The sequence below is a fragment of the Paenibacillus amylolyticus genome (assembly GCF_036894225.1).
Taxonomy (GTDB): domain Bacteria; phylum Bacillota; class Bacilli; order Paenibacillales; family Paenibacillaceae; genus Paenibacillus; species Paenibacillus amylolyticus.
The window spans coordinates 3,168,178-3,182,638 of sequence record NZ_CP145892.1; the positions used below are offsets into that span (position 1 = coordinate 3,168,178).

General features: G+C 44.5%; 15 protein-coding genes. 14 read left to right on the plus strand and 1 reads right to left on the minus strand.

Features of this window, described 5'->3' with window-relative positions:
* Nucleotides 1–18 precede the first annotated feature (18 nt).
* From V6668_RS14180 to V6668_RS14235, 12 genes are all read left to right on the plus strand, one after another.
* Nucleotides 19–627 (plus strand): GNAT family N-acetyltransferase, encoded by a 609-nt coding sequence (locus V6668_RS14180; RefSeq protein WP_076249425.1) that lies wholly within the window; start codon nt 19–21, stop codon nt 625–627.
* A 252-nt stretch (nt 628–879) separates the two neighbouring features.
* Nucleotides 880–1,485, plus strand: coding sequence for a pentapeptide repeat-containing protein (locus V6668_RS14185; RefSeq protein WP_076327705.1), 606 nt, complete (start codon nt 880–882; stop codon nt 1,483–1,485).
* A gap of 143 nt (nt 1,486–1,628) precedes the next feature.
* Entirely contained in the window at nt 1,629–2,012 is a 384-nt protein-coding gene (locus tag V6668_RS14190; RefSeq protein ID WP_036608246.1) for a hypothetical protein, read from the plus strand.
* Nucleotides 2,013–2,087: 75 nt separating this feature from the next.
* Nucleotides 2,088–2,600, plus strand: a complete 513-nt coding sequence (locus tag V6668_RS14195; RefSeq protein WP_338708740.1) for a GNAT family N-acetyltransferase — start codon at nt 2,088–2,090, stop codon at nt 2,598–2,600.
* A gap of 375 nt (nt 2,601–2,975) precedes the next feature.
* Nucleotides 2,976–4,454: a ribosomal protection-like ABC-F family protein gene (abc-f, locus tag V6668_RS14200; protein ID WP_076249424.1), complete on the plus strand. Its 1,479-nt coding sequence runs from the start codon at nt 2,976–2,978 to the stop codon at nt 4,452–4,454.
* 151 nt (nt 4,455–4,605) lie between these two features.
* Nucleotides 4,606–5,172, plus strand: a complete 567-nt coding sequence (locus V6668_RS14205) for a TetR/AcrR family transcriptional regulator (RefSeq protein ID WP_036608234.1) — start codon at nt 4,606–4,608, stop codon at nt 5,170–5,172.
* 352 nt (nt 5,173–5,524) lie between these two features.
* Nucleotides 5,525–6,679, plus strand: a complete 1,155-nt coding sequence (locus V6668_RS14210) for a glycosyltransferase family 2 protein (protein ID WP_074094947.1) — start codon at nt 5,525–5,527, stop codon at nt 6,677–6,679.
* Between the two features lie 37 nt (nt 6,680–6,716).
* Nucleotides 6,717–8,024, plus strand: coding sequence for an aminotransferase class III-fold pyridoxal phosphate-dependent enzyme (locus V6668_RS14215; RefSeq protein ID WP_338708741.1), 1,308 nt, complete (start codon nt 6,717–6,719; stop codon nt 8,022–8,024).
* A 42-nt stretch (nt 8,025–8,066) separates the two neighbouring features.
* Nucleotides 8,067–9,098 (plus strand): zinc-dependent alcohol dehydrogenase, encoded by a 1,032-nt coding sequence (locus V6668_RS14220; protein WP_338708742.1) that lies wholly within the window; start codon nt 8,067–8,069, stop codon nt 9,096–9,098.
* An 80-nt stretch (nt 9,099–9,178) separates the two neighbouring features.
* Nucleotides 9,179–10,423 (plus strand): MFS transporter, encoded by a 1,245-nt coding sequence (locus V6668_RS14225; protein ID WP_338708743.1) that lies wholly within the window; start codon nt 9,179–9,181, stop codon nt 10,421–10,423.
* Between the two features lie 94 nt (nt 10,424–10,517).
* Entirely contained in the window at nt 10,518–11,111 is a 594-nt protein-coding gene (locus V6668_RS14230) for a DUF1349 domain-containing protein (protein WP_100528042.1), read from the plus strand.
* A gap of 39 nt (nt 11,112–11,150) precedes the next feature.
* Nucleotides 11,151–11,792: an HAD family hydrolase gene (locus V6668_RS14235; protein ID WP_338708744.1), complete on the plus strand. Its 642-nt coding sequence runs from the start codon at nt 11,151–11,153 to the stop codon at nt 11,790–11,792.
* On the opposite strand, the gene V6668_RS14240 is transcribed toward V6668_RS14235, so the two are convergent.
* On the minus strand, nt 11,789–12,604 hold the full coding sequence (locus V6668_RS14240) for an AraC family transcriptional regulator (protein WP_338708745.1): 816 nt from the start codon (nt 12,602–12,604) through the stop codon (nt 11,789–11,791). The two genes, V6668_RS14235 and V6668_RS14240, sit on opposite strands and share 4 nt — an antisense overlap.
* Before the next feature lie 296 nt (nt 12,605–12,900).
* On the opposite strand from V6668_RS14240, the gene V6668_RS14245 reads away from it, so the two are divergent.
* Together V6668_RS14245 and V6668_RS14250 are read left to right on the plus strand one after the other, a co-directional pair.
* Entirely contained in the window at nt 12,901–14,043 is a 1,143-nt protein-coding gene (locus V6668_RS14245) for an FAD-binding oxidoreductase (RefSeq protein ID WP_338708746.1), read from the plus strand.
* Entirely contained in the window at nt 14,040–14,327 is a 288-nt protein-coding gene (locus V6668_RS14250) for a hypothetical protein (RefSeq protein ID WP_338708747.1), read from the plus strand. The genes V6668_RS14245 and V6668_RS14250 overlap by 4 nt, the downstream gene beginning before the upstream one ends.
* Nucleotides 14,328–14,461 lie beyond the last annotated feature (134 nt).

Below are 14,461 nucleotides of genomic sequence, written 5' to 3' on the forward strand. Positions count from 1 at the left end.
CCTAGAGGAGTGACAGCGATGAATAAGATTTCCATAACAAAAGCCAGTCCACAATCATTAGTCGGCGGGCAACTAAATCAGATGGCACTTGAATATATGGCCTATTCGCTTGCAGGTACCAAGGACAAAGGCATTATAGAGAAAACATTTAACAAGTTATGGCGTTCAAATCAGAACCGATTCAGTCACCAATATGCTTATGAAGCCAAAAAGGATAACCAAACGCTGGGCATGATCATGTGTTATCCGACTACTATAATGAACAAACTTGCTTTGCCAACGTTCTCCAAGCTGTTTGAACTTCGGAAATGGAGCTTGATTAAGTATAATCTCCAACACTGGAAAGAGTTCTACTCCATGGTGACATTAAAAGAAGCGGAGAACGACGAGTACCACATCGGAACATTGGCTACGTTGCCTGAAAGCAGAGGACTTGGTGTAGGGACACAGCTCATTCATTTTGCTGAGGAGCAAGCTATAACACAAGGTCTGTCCAATTCTTCACTTACGGTTAAAAAGGAAAACCTACTAGCTATTAAACTCTACGAGCGTTTGGGATACCAGAGAGTAGGGGAAATCAATAAACCTTCGTTATCCCTGTACAGGATGTCCAAAAAACTGGTGTAATGCTTTCTGATAGGAATAGAACAAGTAGCTAACTGGAGAGTTTCACATATATAAGCCCACATTGGAACAGTTAAAAGTGTGAGCTGGAGGGGCGCTTTATGCGTTCCTTTTTTAGTTTTCAGATTTTTCTCATAAAAAAAGTAACTTGACTTTTGTGGGTGTTTAAGCAGGTGCTTGACAGGGGTGTGGTATAGTATAAAAAGTTCTTTTAATGAAGAAAGACGGAGAAATATACAATGTGGGGTGTAACCAGTGTATCAATATAAGGATCAGGAATATGAAGCAGTACACTTTGAGGGACGTGATCTGCGCTATGGAGAACTCATAAGTTGTGTTTTCAAGCAGTGTACATTTATGAACGCTTCTATGGAAGAAATTGAAACGAGTAACTGTCGTTTTATCGAGTGTGACTTCAAAGGGGCTTCCATGAATGGTTCGATTCATACGGAATCGGCTTTTGAAAATTGCACCTTCGGTGGTGCAAATCTCTTTGCTTCCAAATTCAGCTCCTGCAAGATGACAGGCTCAGACTTTTCAGGTGCGCAAATGGATGGCATCACACTAAGTCACGGCGATTGGTCCTATACAAATCTGAGACATACACGTTTGGGGAAACAGGATCTGAGAGGAATTCGTTTCTTTGAGGCTGACTTTACGGACACGGATTTCACCAAAGCGGATTTGAGAGACTGTGATCTTACCCGAGTTGTATTAAGCAGAGCCAAGCTTCAAGGGGCCGATCTTAGAGGGGCTAACCTGGAAGGAATCGATCTGAAATCACTGGATATCAAAGGCGTACGTTTGGATCGCGAACAAGCCGTTATGTTTGTGCGCTCGTATGGTGCGAAAGTAGACTAAGTTGAGTTGAACATACACAGCATGAAGCCGCCATTAAGGCGGCTTTTTTGACTTTGAGGTTTTCCGATTCAAAGAGAATAGGCAGGAAAAAGAGATCTAAACAAGAAGTAGTTAACATAAGTTTCAACTAAAAGGAGGTTATCATGACCGTCACATTAATTATTATTGTCGCTATTATTGTCTTTGGGCTTATAACAGGCACAATCACTACGATTATGGCATTTAAACTGCTACGTAACAATAAAGAGAAACATCACCTTCGCAAGAGCATTCTGATGGACGGAATTCCAACAGAAGCAATAATTCATGATATTGTGCAGACATCATCCAGTAGGGATGGAAGGCCTGGCGTGCGATTGGATCTGACTGTAACCCAAGTTGACGGCCGCACCTTCCCAACAATTGTAGAGACTTATATTCCAATCACACATATTCCCCATTTTCAGAAAGGAAATGTCATTAACGTAAGATACATTGCGATGGGGAATGAACGAAAAGTTGAGGTAGAGGATGCCTACCTTCCGTAAGGTAGATAACGAAAGTAAAGGACAGAATCACTTGGTTTAGGAGGGTTTTTTCTGAAATTAATTAAAACATATGATGTGGATCTAAGTGAAGAATGGTCAACTCTACTTCAAGAATTACTTGTTGCCAGTTTTCCGGAAGTTTATCCAAAAGACAGATTGTTTTTTAAGCAAATACCACAGGGCAGAGTGTTAGCATTTACCCCTGATAACCAATTAGTTGGGCATGTAGGACTTGATTACAGGATGATGAATTTAAATGGAAAACCCATAAGAGTGTTGGGGATAATCGATTTGTGTGTTTCTCCGGCTATTCGCTCTCAGGGAATCGCTTCATTGTTAATTTCCGAAGTAGAAAGGATGGCCAAAGTGCGTGTTGATTTTGTCCTTTTATTTGCGGATCATGAGGAATTGTATAACAAAAATGGATTCAAAACGGTAAGCAACACATGCAAATGGTTGAAAATTGATCATGAAACCTTAACCACAGTTGGAGTTGGGACTCAAAAGGTGGAGGGGTTAATGATTAAAGAAGTTGGAACCCTTCCATGGGAAGAAGGAGAACTCGATTTTTTAGGATATCTATATTAATCTTTACGCGCTAACATGGGAGAAGGGCGCCTTGACCCATGTCGTATTCCATGTTAAGTTTTCTGTAATAAATTGTGAGTTTTCAAAGGGGTGATGGAGTGATGACGGAATTAGAGGTTGTGGATGTTTATGTGGACCTGTCAACGAACATGAAAAGTGGCATGGTTCACAATATGACTAATCAGAATCCGGCACTTTGTCCTCCTATGCATAGATCTACTTGGCGCTGAGTGGTTTATCGCCAGGTTTCTTTATTGTATAAGCGAATCTAAATTCTGATTATGTTCAAATATTAAAGTGAGGGAATCCATGCCATGTTCCATGGTGAAATCCCGTCAGTTTACTTTTATATTTCACATAAAAAGGATGATATGCATGTCTTTAATCAACGTTACCAACCTGACCTTTGCTTATGAAGGCAGTTACGATAATATATTTGAAAATGTTAGTTTTCAGTTGGACTCCGATTGGAAATTGGGTTTTACCGGAAGGAACGGCAGAGGCAAAACGACTTTCCTCAATCTGTTGCTTGGTAAATATGAATACAGCGGACATATCTCTGCGAATGTTAGCTTTGAATACTTTCCTTTCCAGGTAGAAAATAAGGGAGCCATGACCGTTGATGTCATCGGCGAGATTCATTCTGAATATCTACACTGGCAAGTTGTGCGCGAGTTTAACCTGTTGAAAGTGTCAGAAGATGTGTTGTATCGGCCTTTTGATACGTTATCCAACGGAGAACAAACAAAGGTGATGCTGGCTGCTTTGTTCCTGAAGGATAATCGATTTCTGCTCATTGATGAACCTACCAATCATCTTGATCTTCATGCAAGACAAATCGTCAGTAATTATCTTGGCAGCAAGAGTGGATTTATTTTGGTATCTCACGATCGGGCGTTTCTTGATCACAGCGTGGACCATATCCTTTCCATCAATAAGAGTAACATCGAGATTCAGAAAGGCAATTTCTCCGCTTGGTGGGAAAATAAAAGAAGGCAAGATCAGTTTGAACTTGCGAGTAATGAGAAATTAATAAAGGATATCAAGCGTTTATCCGATTCAGCCAAACGGACCGGTGGATGGTCGCATGAAGTTGAAAAAACCAAAAATGGTACGAGAAATTCCGGTTCCAAGGTGGATAAAGGATATATTGGGCACAAGGCTGCCAAAATGATGAAACGTTCCAAAAATATCGAACAAAGGCAGCAATCTGCGATTCAAGAGAAATCCAAACTTCTCAAAAACATCGAGAGTGCAGAACGTTTACAGATTCATCAGCTGGATTTTCACAAGCAGGAACTTGTTGAATTGGAACATGTGTCGATATCATACGGCTCCAATACGGTGTGTAAGAATGTCAGTATCACGGTTGAAAACGGGGGTCGTATTGCCCTGTACGGTAAAAATGGATCTGGCAAATCAAGCATTCTTAAACTTATCTGTGGTGAAGATATCCCTTATACAGGTCTTTTCCGAAAGGATCATCAGCTTAAAATCTCGTATGTGTCGCAGGACACGTCCGATCTCGGAGGGCATTTATCTGAGTATGCGGCCACACAGGGGATTGATGAAAGCCTGTTTAAATCGATACTTCGAAAGTTGGATTTTTCCAGACTGCAATTGGAGAAAGATATCTCAACGTTTAGCGCAGGTCAAAAAAAGAAAGTGCTCATTGCTAAAAGTCTTAGTGAGAAAGCTCATCTGCATATTTGGGATGAACCACTCAACTTTGTAGATGTCATTTCACGTATGCAGATCGAAGATTTACTCTTGGAATACTCGCCAACCCTGCTTTTTGTAGAGCATGATCGTGAATTTTGTACAAATATTGCAACGAGAATCATCGAACTGTAAGTAACGTGAAAGATAACCATGTTAAGAGCCGCCAAATGGCGGCTTTTAGTATTACTCGTGAGGAAGTATGCTATAATTTTATAATCTCATCCAATCATTTGATGGATGACTAGATCAATTGTAGACTAATTCGCCAAGAGGTGTAATACCAATGAAAAAGGAAATGACAACAATCAAACAAACCAGGCTCCATTCCATTTTGGACGAGGCCACCAAATTGCTGATTGAAAAACCGAATGCTTCCATGAATGAAATTGCGGAATCTGCAAAAATCGGAATCGCTACGTTACATCGATACGTGGAAAGCCGCGAACAGCTTATGGTATATCTCGGATTACGCGCAATCGAGGTGGTCAGTGAGACCATGAAAGAAATCCAACTGGATGAGGAGCATTGTGAAAAGTACATACCTGAGCTGATCGAGGCGTTGATTCCATTAGGCGACAAAATTTATTTTCTGGCTCATGACACCACCATTAACTATAATCCCGAGATTGAGGGAGCAGATCTGAAACTGAGAGAACCTGTATTACACGCGGTCGGTCTGTTACAACAGAAAGGTTATTTCCGCTCCGATCTCGATAAAACCTGGATTGTCGATGTGTTGTATTCCATCATGTTCCTGACGTGGCAGCAGGTTGTAAGTGGTCATATCGCGAGAAAAGCAGCCCCTGCGCTTGTGGTGGATACGTTTTATCATGGATTTAAGCAGCGATAGGTCAGGGTCTATCCAATGAAAAACAATAGATTTTAATACGAAAACACCCTCAAAGAATCAACTGTATCGTTAGATACACAGACTCTTTGAGGGTGTTTTTTTTGCGTTCACAACAGCGTTTCTCAGTGCGCAAGCTGCAAAAACTTGATTTTCTCACATATTCAAATATTAACAGAGTTCAGAATTTAAGATTTTCAGTTTACAAAAAATGATATAAATTTCTAGTAGATTCAAATCATTACCAAATAAAGACAAAATATTCAAGTGAGGGGGCCGGACAGAAACACCAGCAATTGTGCAGTTCGAATCAGCTTATGTACTCATTCCATCAACCCAAATCAGGAGGGATTCCATGCTTTACACCATTATTGTGCCAGTCAACCAGGACTATAACATTTTGAACCTGTTCACAGATTCGCTACTCCGGACGGTAAGCCCATCCACTCAGATTATTTTCATCAACGATGGTTCCGGCTCAGCAGTCTTTCAACATCTGGATAAACTGAAGCAAGAAGTAAGAGAAGGTGTGACCATCGAGATTCTTCAGCATGATTTTCCACTCGGTTGCGCCGTGTCGATTAATAGCGCACTGAGCCTAGCCAAGGGAGAGTACATTTTCTTCCTGGATTCTGACACCATTCTTCAACCGAACTGGCAACCGATGATGAAAGAGACACTGGATAGCGATATTACGATTGGCATGATTGGGGGCGTTCTGTTGTATCCGCAAACAGGAGGCGTGCAGCATTGCGGCATTGCTTTTGCGGACACCATCGGCCGACACCTGTTCCTGAACGCATCACCTGATGATATCCCAAAAGAAACCTTCTCTGTTCAACTGGTGGTGTTTGCCATGTTTGGCATGAAGCGGGAGGTGTATGAGACCATCGGCAACCTCGATGAGAAATTCTTTAACGGATACGAGGACTTTGATTATCAGATGCGGGCACGAGCTGCCGGATACGATACGGTCATTAATCCGAATATTCAAGCATATCACTGGGAACGCAGCAGCGGCATTCACCGCAACTTCAACCGGAAGAACAATCTGGCACGATTCTGGAAAAAGTGGGGCGGTCAAATCGAGGCTGATGTGTGGCCCTTCGTTTTCAGTCATCTGAAAGCACAACTGGAAAGCCAAGAGGAAAACCAGCAACTGCCGATTGTCGGCATTGACCTTGCCGAGGTTCGAAGTGATGCCGATACATTCTGGACCAAGCTGGAGGAAGCCGAATTTGCAAATGTAGCCGAAGTACGGGACTATTCAAACCGCTTTAATTCCAACGGGGCCATCTGGCTGCCACAGGTACTGGGCAAGGAATTGATTCATAGTGAGAACCGGTTACTGTTTTTGGTGGACAATTTCGCCCGTTTGCTGGAGAACCGCTACTGGATTGAGATGAGACATGCTCATCGAGCCAAGGATCTGATCATTGATCTGTATGGCAATGTGATCACAATGGATCGCATATACGATGGATGCTGGCCTGGAACCAAAGTTCGGTAATACACTCACAACGAAAATAAACAGGGAGGTACTTAAGGTGAAAGAAAAAGAGAGCACGCTCGATCGTGCCGTACGGTTTACCCGTAATCTGGAGTGGTTGGAACAAGTCGAGAAGGTAATTCCGAGCGGATGCAGCACTTTAGCCAAAGCACCTGAACGTTTATTTCCGGGCCATACACCCGTATGTTGTGCAGAGGCTTATAACTCCCGATTTACAGATATCGACGGGAATGAATGGCTGGATTGCGAAATGGCCATGGGTACGGCGCCATGGGGCCATGCCAGACATGAAGTCCAATTAACCGTCATTCACCAGTTGAAAAAAGGGACAAGCTTTTCTTTACCTGCCGACATCGAGCTTGAATGTGCCGAGTTGATTCTGGAGCGGTTCGAGGGGCGTTATCCATCGCTGCGCTTCACCAAGAGTGGTGCTGATGCAGTGAGTGGGGCCGTGCGTCTGGCCCGTGCCGCTAGTGGCAAAAGCAAGGTTATTGCGACAGCTTATCATGGGTGGCACGACTGGTCTGCCTACGGTTATTATGGTGGCCAGACGAAAGAACGTGGCATCCCGGTGGATATCGAGCGTTCAACGATCTGGGTCAACAAGCCTACTACGGAGCGAATTGAGGCTCAGATTACCGCGTCTCCCGAGGATATCGCATGTATTGTTCTATGCCCCAACGAGTGGAAAAAGGATGCGCTGGAGGAAGCCGTAAACCTATGTCGGTCTCTGGACATCATTATCATATTCGATGAGGTAACTTCCGGTATTCGAATGGGCAAGCAGGCTACAGCAGGAGAATATGACATCTGGCCTGATCTGCTCTGTATCTCTAAAGGTATGGCCAACGGTTTACCGCTCGCAGCGGTTATGGGGCCTGAGCACTTGATGTCTTTGTCAGGACAGGTCAGATTCAGTAATGCCCATTCCAGTGAAACGACAGCGCTCGCGGCAGCTATTGCCTGTGAACGATTAATGAAAAATGCGAAAGTATGGCCGACTTGGCGTGATCCGGCAACCCGGATCATGGATCGTCTGGAATCTGAACTTGTGTTACTCGGATTGACGGATCAATTGGAAGTGAGAGGGACTTATGCAAGCTTCTGCATTCAATCCTTGGCTGAAGATAACTTCCAAACCGATCCTTTCCGCGAGTTCATGGTGAAGAGAATGGCTCACTTCGGCATTTTCACCAAAGGATACTTTATTTTCTCTGATGCCCATACACGGGAAGAATTGCTATGGGTCGAGGAAGCGCTGTTGCAGATCCTGTCAGACTGGAAAGAGATTCAGAAGCAGGAACATCTTCATGCGATGCAACTTTCGAAAACGTTTGAAGCTTAATCCATAGATCATAATCAACAATCGACTAGGAGGAATTATTCAATGAAAGCACTCGTATATCAGGATCTCAAACAGGTGACTTACCAGGAGATTGAGGAGCCAACCATTCAAAAGCCAAACCAGGTGAAAATTAAAATCTATGGTTCCGGCATCTGCGGTACAGATCTGAATATTGTCAAAGGCAAAGTGCCTGCGAATAAAGGAACGATCATTGGTCATGAAGGCGTAGGCACAGTGGTTGAGGTGGGCGACGACGTTCGTGGTTTCAAGATCGGTGATCGGGTATTGGTTGATCCCACGCAATCTTGCGGTACCTGCTCATACTGCCGTGAGGGTCTGTTCATCTACTGCGAGAATTTTGATGATTATCAAGTAGGGATGACGACACACGGAACCTTTGCTGAATATTTTGTCGGGGACGAAAAGTATATCTATGCCATCCCGGATTCCATGAGTTGGGAAACGGCCATGATGATCGAACCACTGGGATGTGTACTTCAGACGTTCATGAAAGCAGGGACTAAGCCAAGTGACTCTGTACTGGTCCTCGGTTCTGGAGCAATCGGTTCCCTGTGTCAGCTTGTTAGCAAACGATTGGCAAGGCTTACCGTAGGCACGGAAGTTGATCCATACCGCAAAGAGTTTGCTTCAGGGATCGCGGATCATGTGTTCTATCCTCAGGATCTGAAACTGGATAAAGTATACGAGATCAATAATAACAAAAAGTTTGATATTGTAGTGGACGCGGTTGGTAACCAACTTCATGTAGGATTTGAGCTGATTGCCAAAGGCGGAAAAATTATTCCTATGGGATATGACGACAGCTATGAGGTGACGTTCAAATCAACAGCCGTGATTAATGATGGCATTAGTATCATCGGCGCGGTGGCTAATCACTCGATGATCAGTACAGCACTGAAATTTGCCCAAAGCATCCCGGAACTGGAACAGATGGTGACAGCCAAGGAACTGCTGAGTGATTATGAACAGGCCTTTAATGGAACGATTGGTTATGACATGCACACTGGAGAGAAGTTGCCGATGAATTCGGTCAAAACAGCTCTTATCCTATAAGCATGTAGACATTAGGGGGTTTGCCGCTGCGAGAAGTTTGAATTCGCAGCGGTGAAAACCGCAGAAGGAAGGGATATCGATTGAAATTGCTTCAAGATTTGCCGAAGAATCCACGCTACTCCATTTTACTCGAACCGGTATGGGCCATTCCGGGCACGATCGTTCTCTTTTACGCTCCTTTATATATGAAGGAAGCCGGACTTTCGGACATAGAAATCGGTTTAATCAATTCGGTGAATCTTTATTTTGCCTTTATCTTTCAATTGTTTGCGGGTTCCATTACGAATAAGCTGGGCCGGAAACGAACAACACTGATCTTTGATCTGCTTGCTTGGAGTGTTCCCATGTTCATCTGGGCCTTCTCCCAGAACTTCTGGCTGTTCCTGATCGCCTACTTACTGAACGCAACATCCAAGTTTGTAACGGTCGCCTTTAACTGTCTGATCATAGAGGATGTGGAGGAACACAAACGATCCAAGGTATTTGCCATTCTCAACATGATTATTACAGGGGCAGGTGTACTCACGCCTATTGCCGGGGTGGTCATTGCTGATTATGGTATTGTGCCTACACTCGCCAGCATTTACTTTGTCGGAGGCATCCTCATGACCGCCATGTTTTTCATTCGTAACCGATACACGGATGAGACCGAGGTCGGCAAGGAACTTATGGGATTGCATAGTAAAACCCGAGTGCTTCAGAGCTTGGGTTCCAGTCTGCGCCTGTTTGGAAAATCGTTCTACAAACGGAGACTTTTTCCGATTATTCTGATCACGGTGTTATCCAATCTGATTTTGCAGCTGAATTTCTTCCAGGTCATTTTCTTCAAGGAACAGTTGAAGTTTGATGACCGTGTCATTTCTTTTATTCCGGTCGTGACCGCGGTGACCGTCATGCTGCTCTATCTGGTCATCATTCCGCGACTGAAACGGCGTTCGGAAGAAAAGTATGTTGGTTTTTCCATCGTGCTTAGCACGGTCGGAGCCATTCTGTTTCTATTGATCCCTGTGGGGAATATAGGGATGTTGTTTCTCACGCTAATCGTGCTTGCTGCGGGTAACTTCATTTTGCAGACGTACCGGGATTCCCTGCTGATGAACCGATTGGGTACGCATGAGAAAGCCGATATGTTCTCGGCCGTGCAGACCGTCATGACGCTTACAGCCATTCCATCCGGTTACCTGACGGGCCTGCTCTACCATCACAATCCAACACTGTTATTCAGCGTCATTCTTGGTCTATATGTTGTACTCATGGTCATTATGTTTTTCCTGCCAGATCCGCAAAAGCACTCCCAAGTGCTGGAACCTTACAAAAATATGTAGAAAAAGGGGTTTACTGTATCTGGAGCGAATATGTAGTACAGAAAAAAACTAGAACTACCTCTAGAACATATTTTAACTTGGGAGGCTGCTACAAATGACTAACGTAATGACAACAGAAGCACGGAAGCAATGGAGCTGGATGAACGAGCCCGAAAGCTGGTCCTATACCGATCAGGGAGGTGTGCTGGTGGAAGCGAAGGCGGACACCGACTTTTTCCAGGACCCTGCGGGCAAGCATATTCGTGCAACTGCTCCTTTCTTGTCCATGCCTGTGCCTGGCGATTTCGAAATCACAACCCAATTAACCGTTGATATGAAAAATCAATATGATTCCGGATGCCTTATGGTGATGGCGGATGATCTTAACTGGTGCAAAATTTGTTTTGAGTATGATGGCAAAGTGCCTACCATCGTGTCGGTGGTGACACGTGATGGTTCATCGGATGATTGTAATTCGGTGGAAGTCTCCGTACCTAATCCCTATCTGCGTATACGCAAAGTAGAGGGCTGCATATCATTCTTTTATTCACCCGATGGGGATGAGTGGAAACTAATTCGTTATTTCGGCATGCCGATACAAGGGGAACTTCGAGCTGGATTAGTTGTTCAGTCGCCGACTGGAACGGGCTGTACGTGTCACTTTTTATCGGTGAACGTTACTCATCCGGACTTGACCGCACGTTTCTAATCCGCTCCCCCGGCCGATCATTGGAGGGAGAACAGGTTCATGGTAAAAGCATTTATATTTGATTTTGATGGACTTATTGTCGATACAGAGACACCCTGGTATTATGCATTTCGCGATATTTATGAAGAGCACGGAGTGGAACTTGGTCTGGAGCTTTGGTCGAAAAATGTGGGGACATCCTTTGAGGAGTTTCATCCATATCTATATCTAGAGCAGGCACTCCAAAAAAAGATAGATCATGATCATATCAAACTGCTCTCTGAACAAAAATACGAAGTCTATTTGGGACAGGCCGCCATTCTTCCAGGGGTGTATGAATTGCTTCAGTCTGCGAGGGAAAAGAGGATTCAGCTTGCGGTTGCTTCCAGCTCCACACGGGACTGGGTGCATGGTTACTTGCAGAAATTAGGCATTTTCGATTATTTCACAGTCGTTCATACATCCGAGGATGTAAAGCGAGTGAAACCGGACCCTGAACTGTACCTTCTTGCTCTCCAGAGTCTTGGGATCGAGGCTTCCGAAGCGATTGTGTTCGAAGACTCACCTAATGGCTTGAAGGCAGCCAATGCAGCAGGTATTCGGTGTATCATCGTACCTAACGAGGTAACGCGTGGTCTGGAATTCGCCATGCATGAACTGCGGTTATCCTCGCTGGCCGAGATTGATATGGAGGCGCTTTAATCCAGATAATGCTTGCGTAGCTCGATAGGGGAGATCCCTTCGTATTTTTTGAACACTGATCCAAAGTAACTGGCACTGTTGAAACCAACGGCTTTGGCTATTTCATGAGCGGTCGTAGCGTTATTTTCGATGAGCATTTCCTTGGCTTTCAACAGCCGATATCGCATCAGATACTCCAATGGAGTCATTTGAAATTCTTTTTTGAATATCCGATTGAGGTGCTGCTCGGTAACGTCCATCTGCTCAGCCAACATGGGGAGAGAAATATCCTGATGATAATTTTGTTTGATAAAAGTAATGATTTCATCCAATCTTAATCGGGCATCAGAACGTTCGTAAGCACTATAGCGTTCACCTTCAATGGTTAATCTGACCAAAAGCATGTACAGTAATGCGGAGACGTGCCAGATCTGATCCTTGTGCCGGGACTGCAGCGCCAACGTAATTTCACGCAACAGGATATGAAGCATTCCATCCGGCTTGAAGGCGCGCAGCTCCCCGATCTGCAAGGTATGCAAGAACCGTGGCAATAAATAGCCATTGAAAGACAGACAATCAAATCGTAATGAATCACTCAGATTGTGGTAACGGTAGGTTACCTCCGGGAACAAAATGAGAGCGGTCCCTTTTTTGATCGAAAATTCATGATTTTTTGCTGCGATTCGCCCTGTTCCTCCGATGCACTGTACAATGCTGTAATCCCGTGAATGGTCGCTCCAATTCATCAATTCATCAACGGTCAACTGGTTTTGCCCTGTAATCATGAGCGGCATATCGGTATCCATCGGATTCCCCATACTAGGTTTCGGCATCGTCGTGTTATTCCTCTTTTCGTTAAAGGATCATGTGCGTAAGTGGCGTGGTTACAGCGTTAAAAGAAACCTAGAAAGAATTATATTACATAAATGGAATAATTTTAATTGAATGACGGGCAATATATAAAACGTTTTCATATAAATGCTTCAACAATTCTTTATTGGATGAATGAGTATGAACTGTGGTCTGATCAGCCTCTATTTATGGATCTAAAAGTACGGCCTGCCTTGCCAACAGAATGCGAAACGGTATACGCTATAAGGAATGAGTGATTAAAGAAAGGGATGCAAACATGAAGAAAGTCATCGTAGTCGGATCGGGTATTCTGGGGGCATCAACAGCCTATCAATTAGCCAAACATGGCGCAGAGGTCATCATCGTAGATCGAAAAGATATAGGACAGGCAACGGATGCAGCTGCCGGTATCATCTGTCCATGGCTGTCACAGCGTCGCAATCAGGACTGGTATCAGCTCGCCAAGGCTGGTGCGCGGTTCTATCCGGGCATCATAGCGGAGCTTAAAGCCGAAGGAGAAACGGAAACCGGTTATGCTCAAGTGGGCGCGCTTAGTATTCATACGGATGTGGACAAAATCAATAAGATGGAAGAGCGGGCCCATCTTCGCAAAGCAGCTGCGCCGGAGATTGGCGACATTACACCTCTTGATGCCAAAGAAACCCGTGATCGTTTTCCTCTACTGGATGAACGTTTTCAATCGGTACATATCAGCGGTGCTGCACGTATAGATGGAAGGGCGCTGCGCGATGCCTTGATCCGGTCTGCACAGCGAAATGGAGCGGAAGTGATCCATGGAGACGCCACGCTTCAATTCGAAGCGGATCGGGTCATTGGTGTGAGTATTAATGATCGGCGTTTCCTGGCAGATGAAGTCGTTGTCTGTGCAGGTGCATGGGCCAACGAACTGCTGAAGCCACTCGGCATACACTTTAAAGTGCATTATCAAAAGGCACAAATTATGCATCTACATGTCACGGATGGGGAGGATACAGGCCGCTGGCCTGTGATCATGCCACCTTCTGATCAATATCTGCTGGCCTTTGATCAACAGAAGATTGTGATTGGTGCCACTCATGAAAATGATGTGGAGGGTTATGATACAAGAGTAACTGCAGGGGGCATGCAGGAAGTTTTGAATAAAGGTCTGGAACTGGCGCCGGGGCTAGCCAATAGCACATTTCAGGAGGTAAGAGTTGGGTTCCGTCCGTTCACACCTGGCTTTCTGCCAGTAATGGGGGCTGTTCCAGGCTGGCAAGGTCTGATTACCGCGAATGGACTTGGAGCCTCTGGACTGACCATGGGTCCTTTTATCGGGAGTCAACTGGCGAAACTAGCTCTAGGCATGGAACTGGATATCGATATTGAGCCCTACACTGTTGGCAAAGCAATGGATGAAATTGAAAGAGGTGAGTCATGACATATTCACAACGTGTATCCGATGGAGCGAACTCGTCCGACATCATATATCTGGAGCATCAGATCGGTACGACAAAAGAAAAACTGCGCATAGCTTTGGAGAAACAAGAAACATACAAAAGCGAATTGTCGGAATTGAAGTCATCACCAATCAGGAATGCATCGGAAGACAATTCTGAAGAGCAAGTCTTAATGGAGAAGGCAAGCCAAACGAAGAACTTGATTGAAACCCTGTCTGAACAACTGGAGCAACTACAGGAAGCATTAGCGAAACTAGGCGATTGATTGGTTCGTATGGCTTACCTCTCTGAGACATCGACAGAAATAATATACGATACGTATAAAACAAAAACCCCTTATATTAAGGGGTTTTTCTGATTTGGTTCAAATGGTTTATATCAATAAATGAACGAATGGTA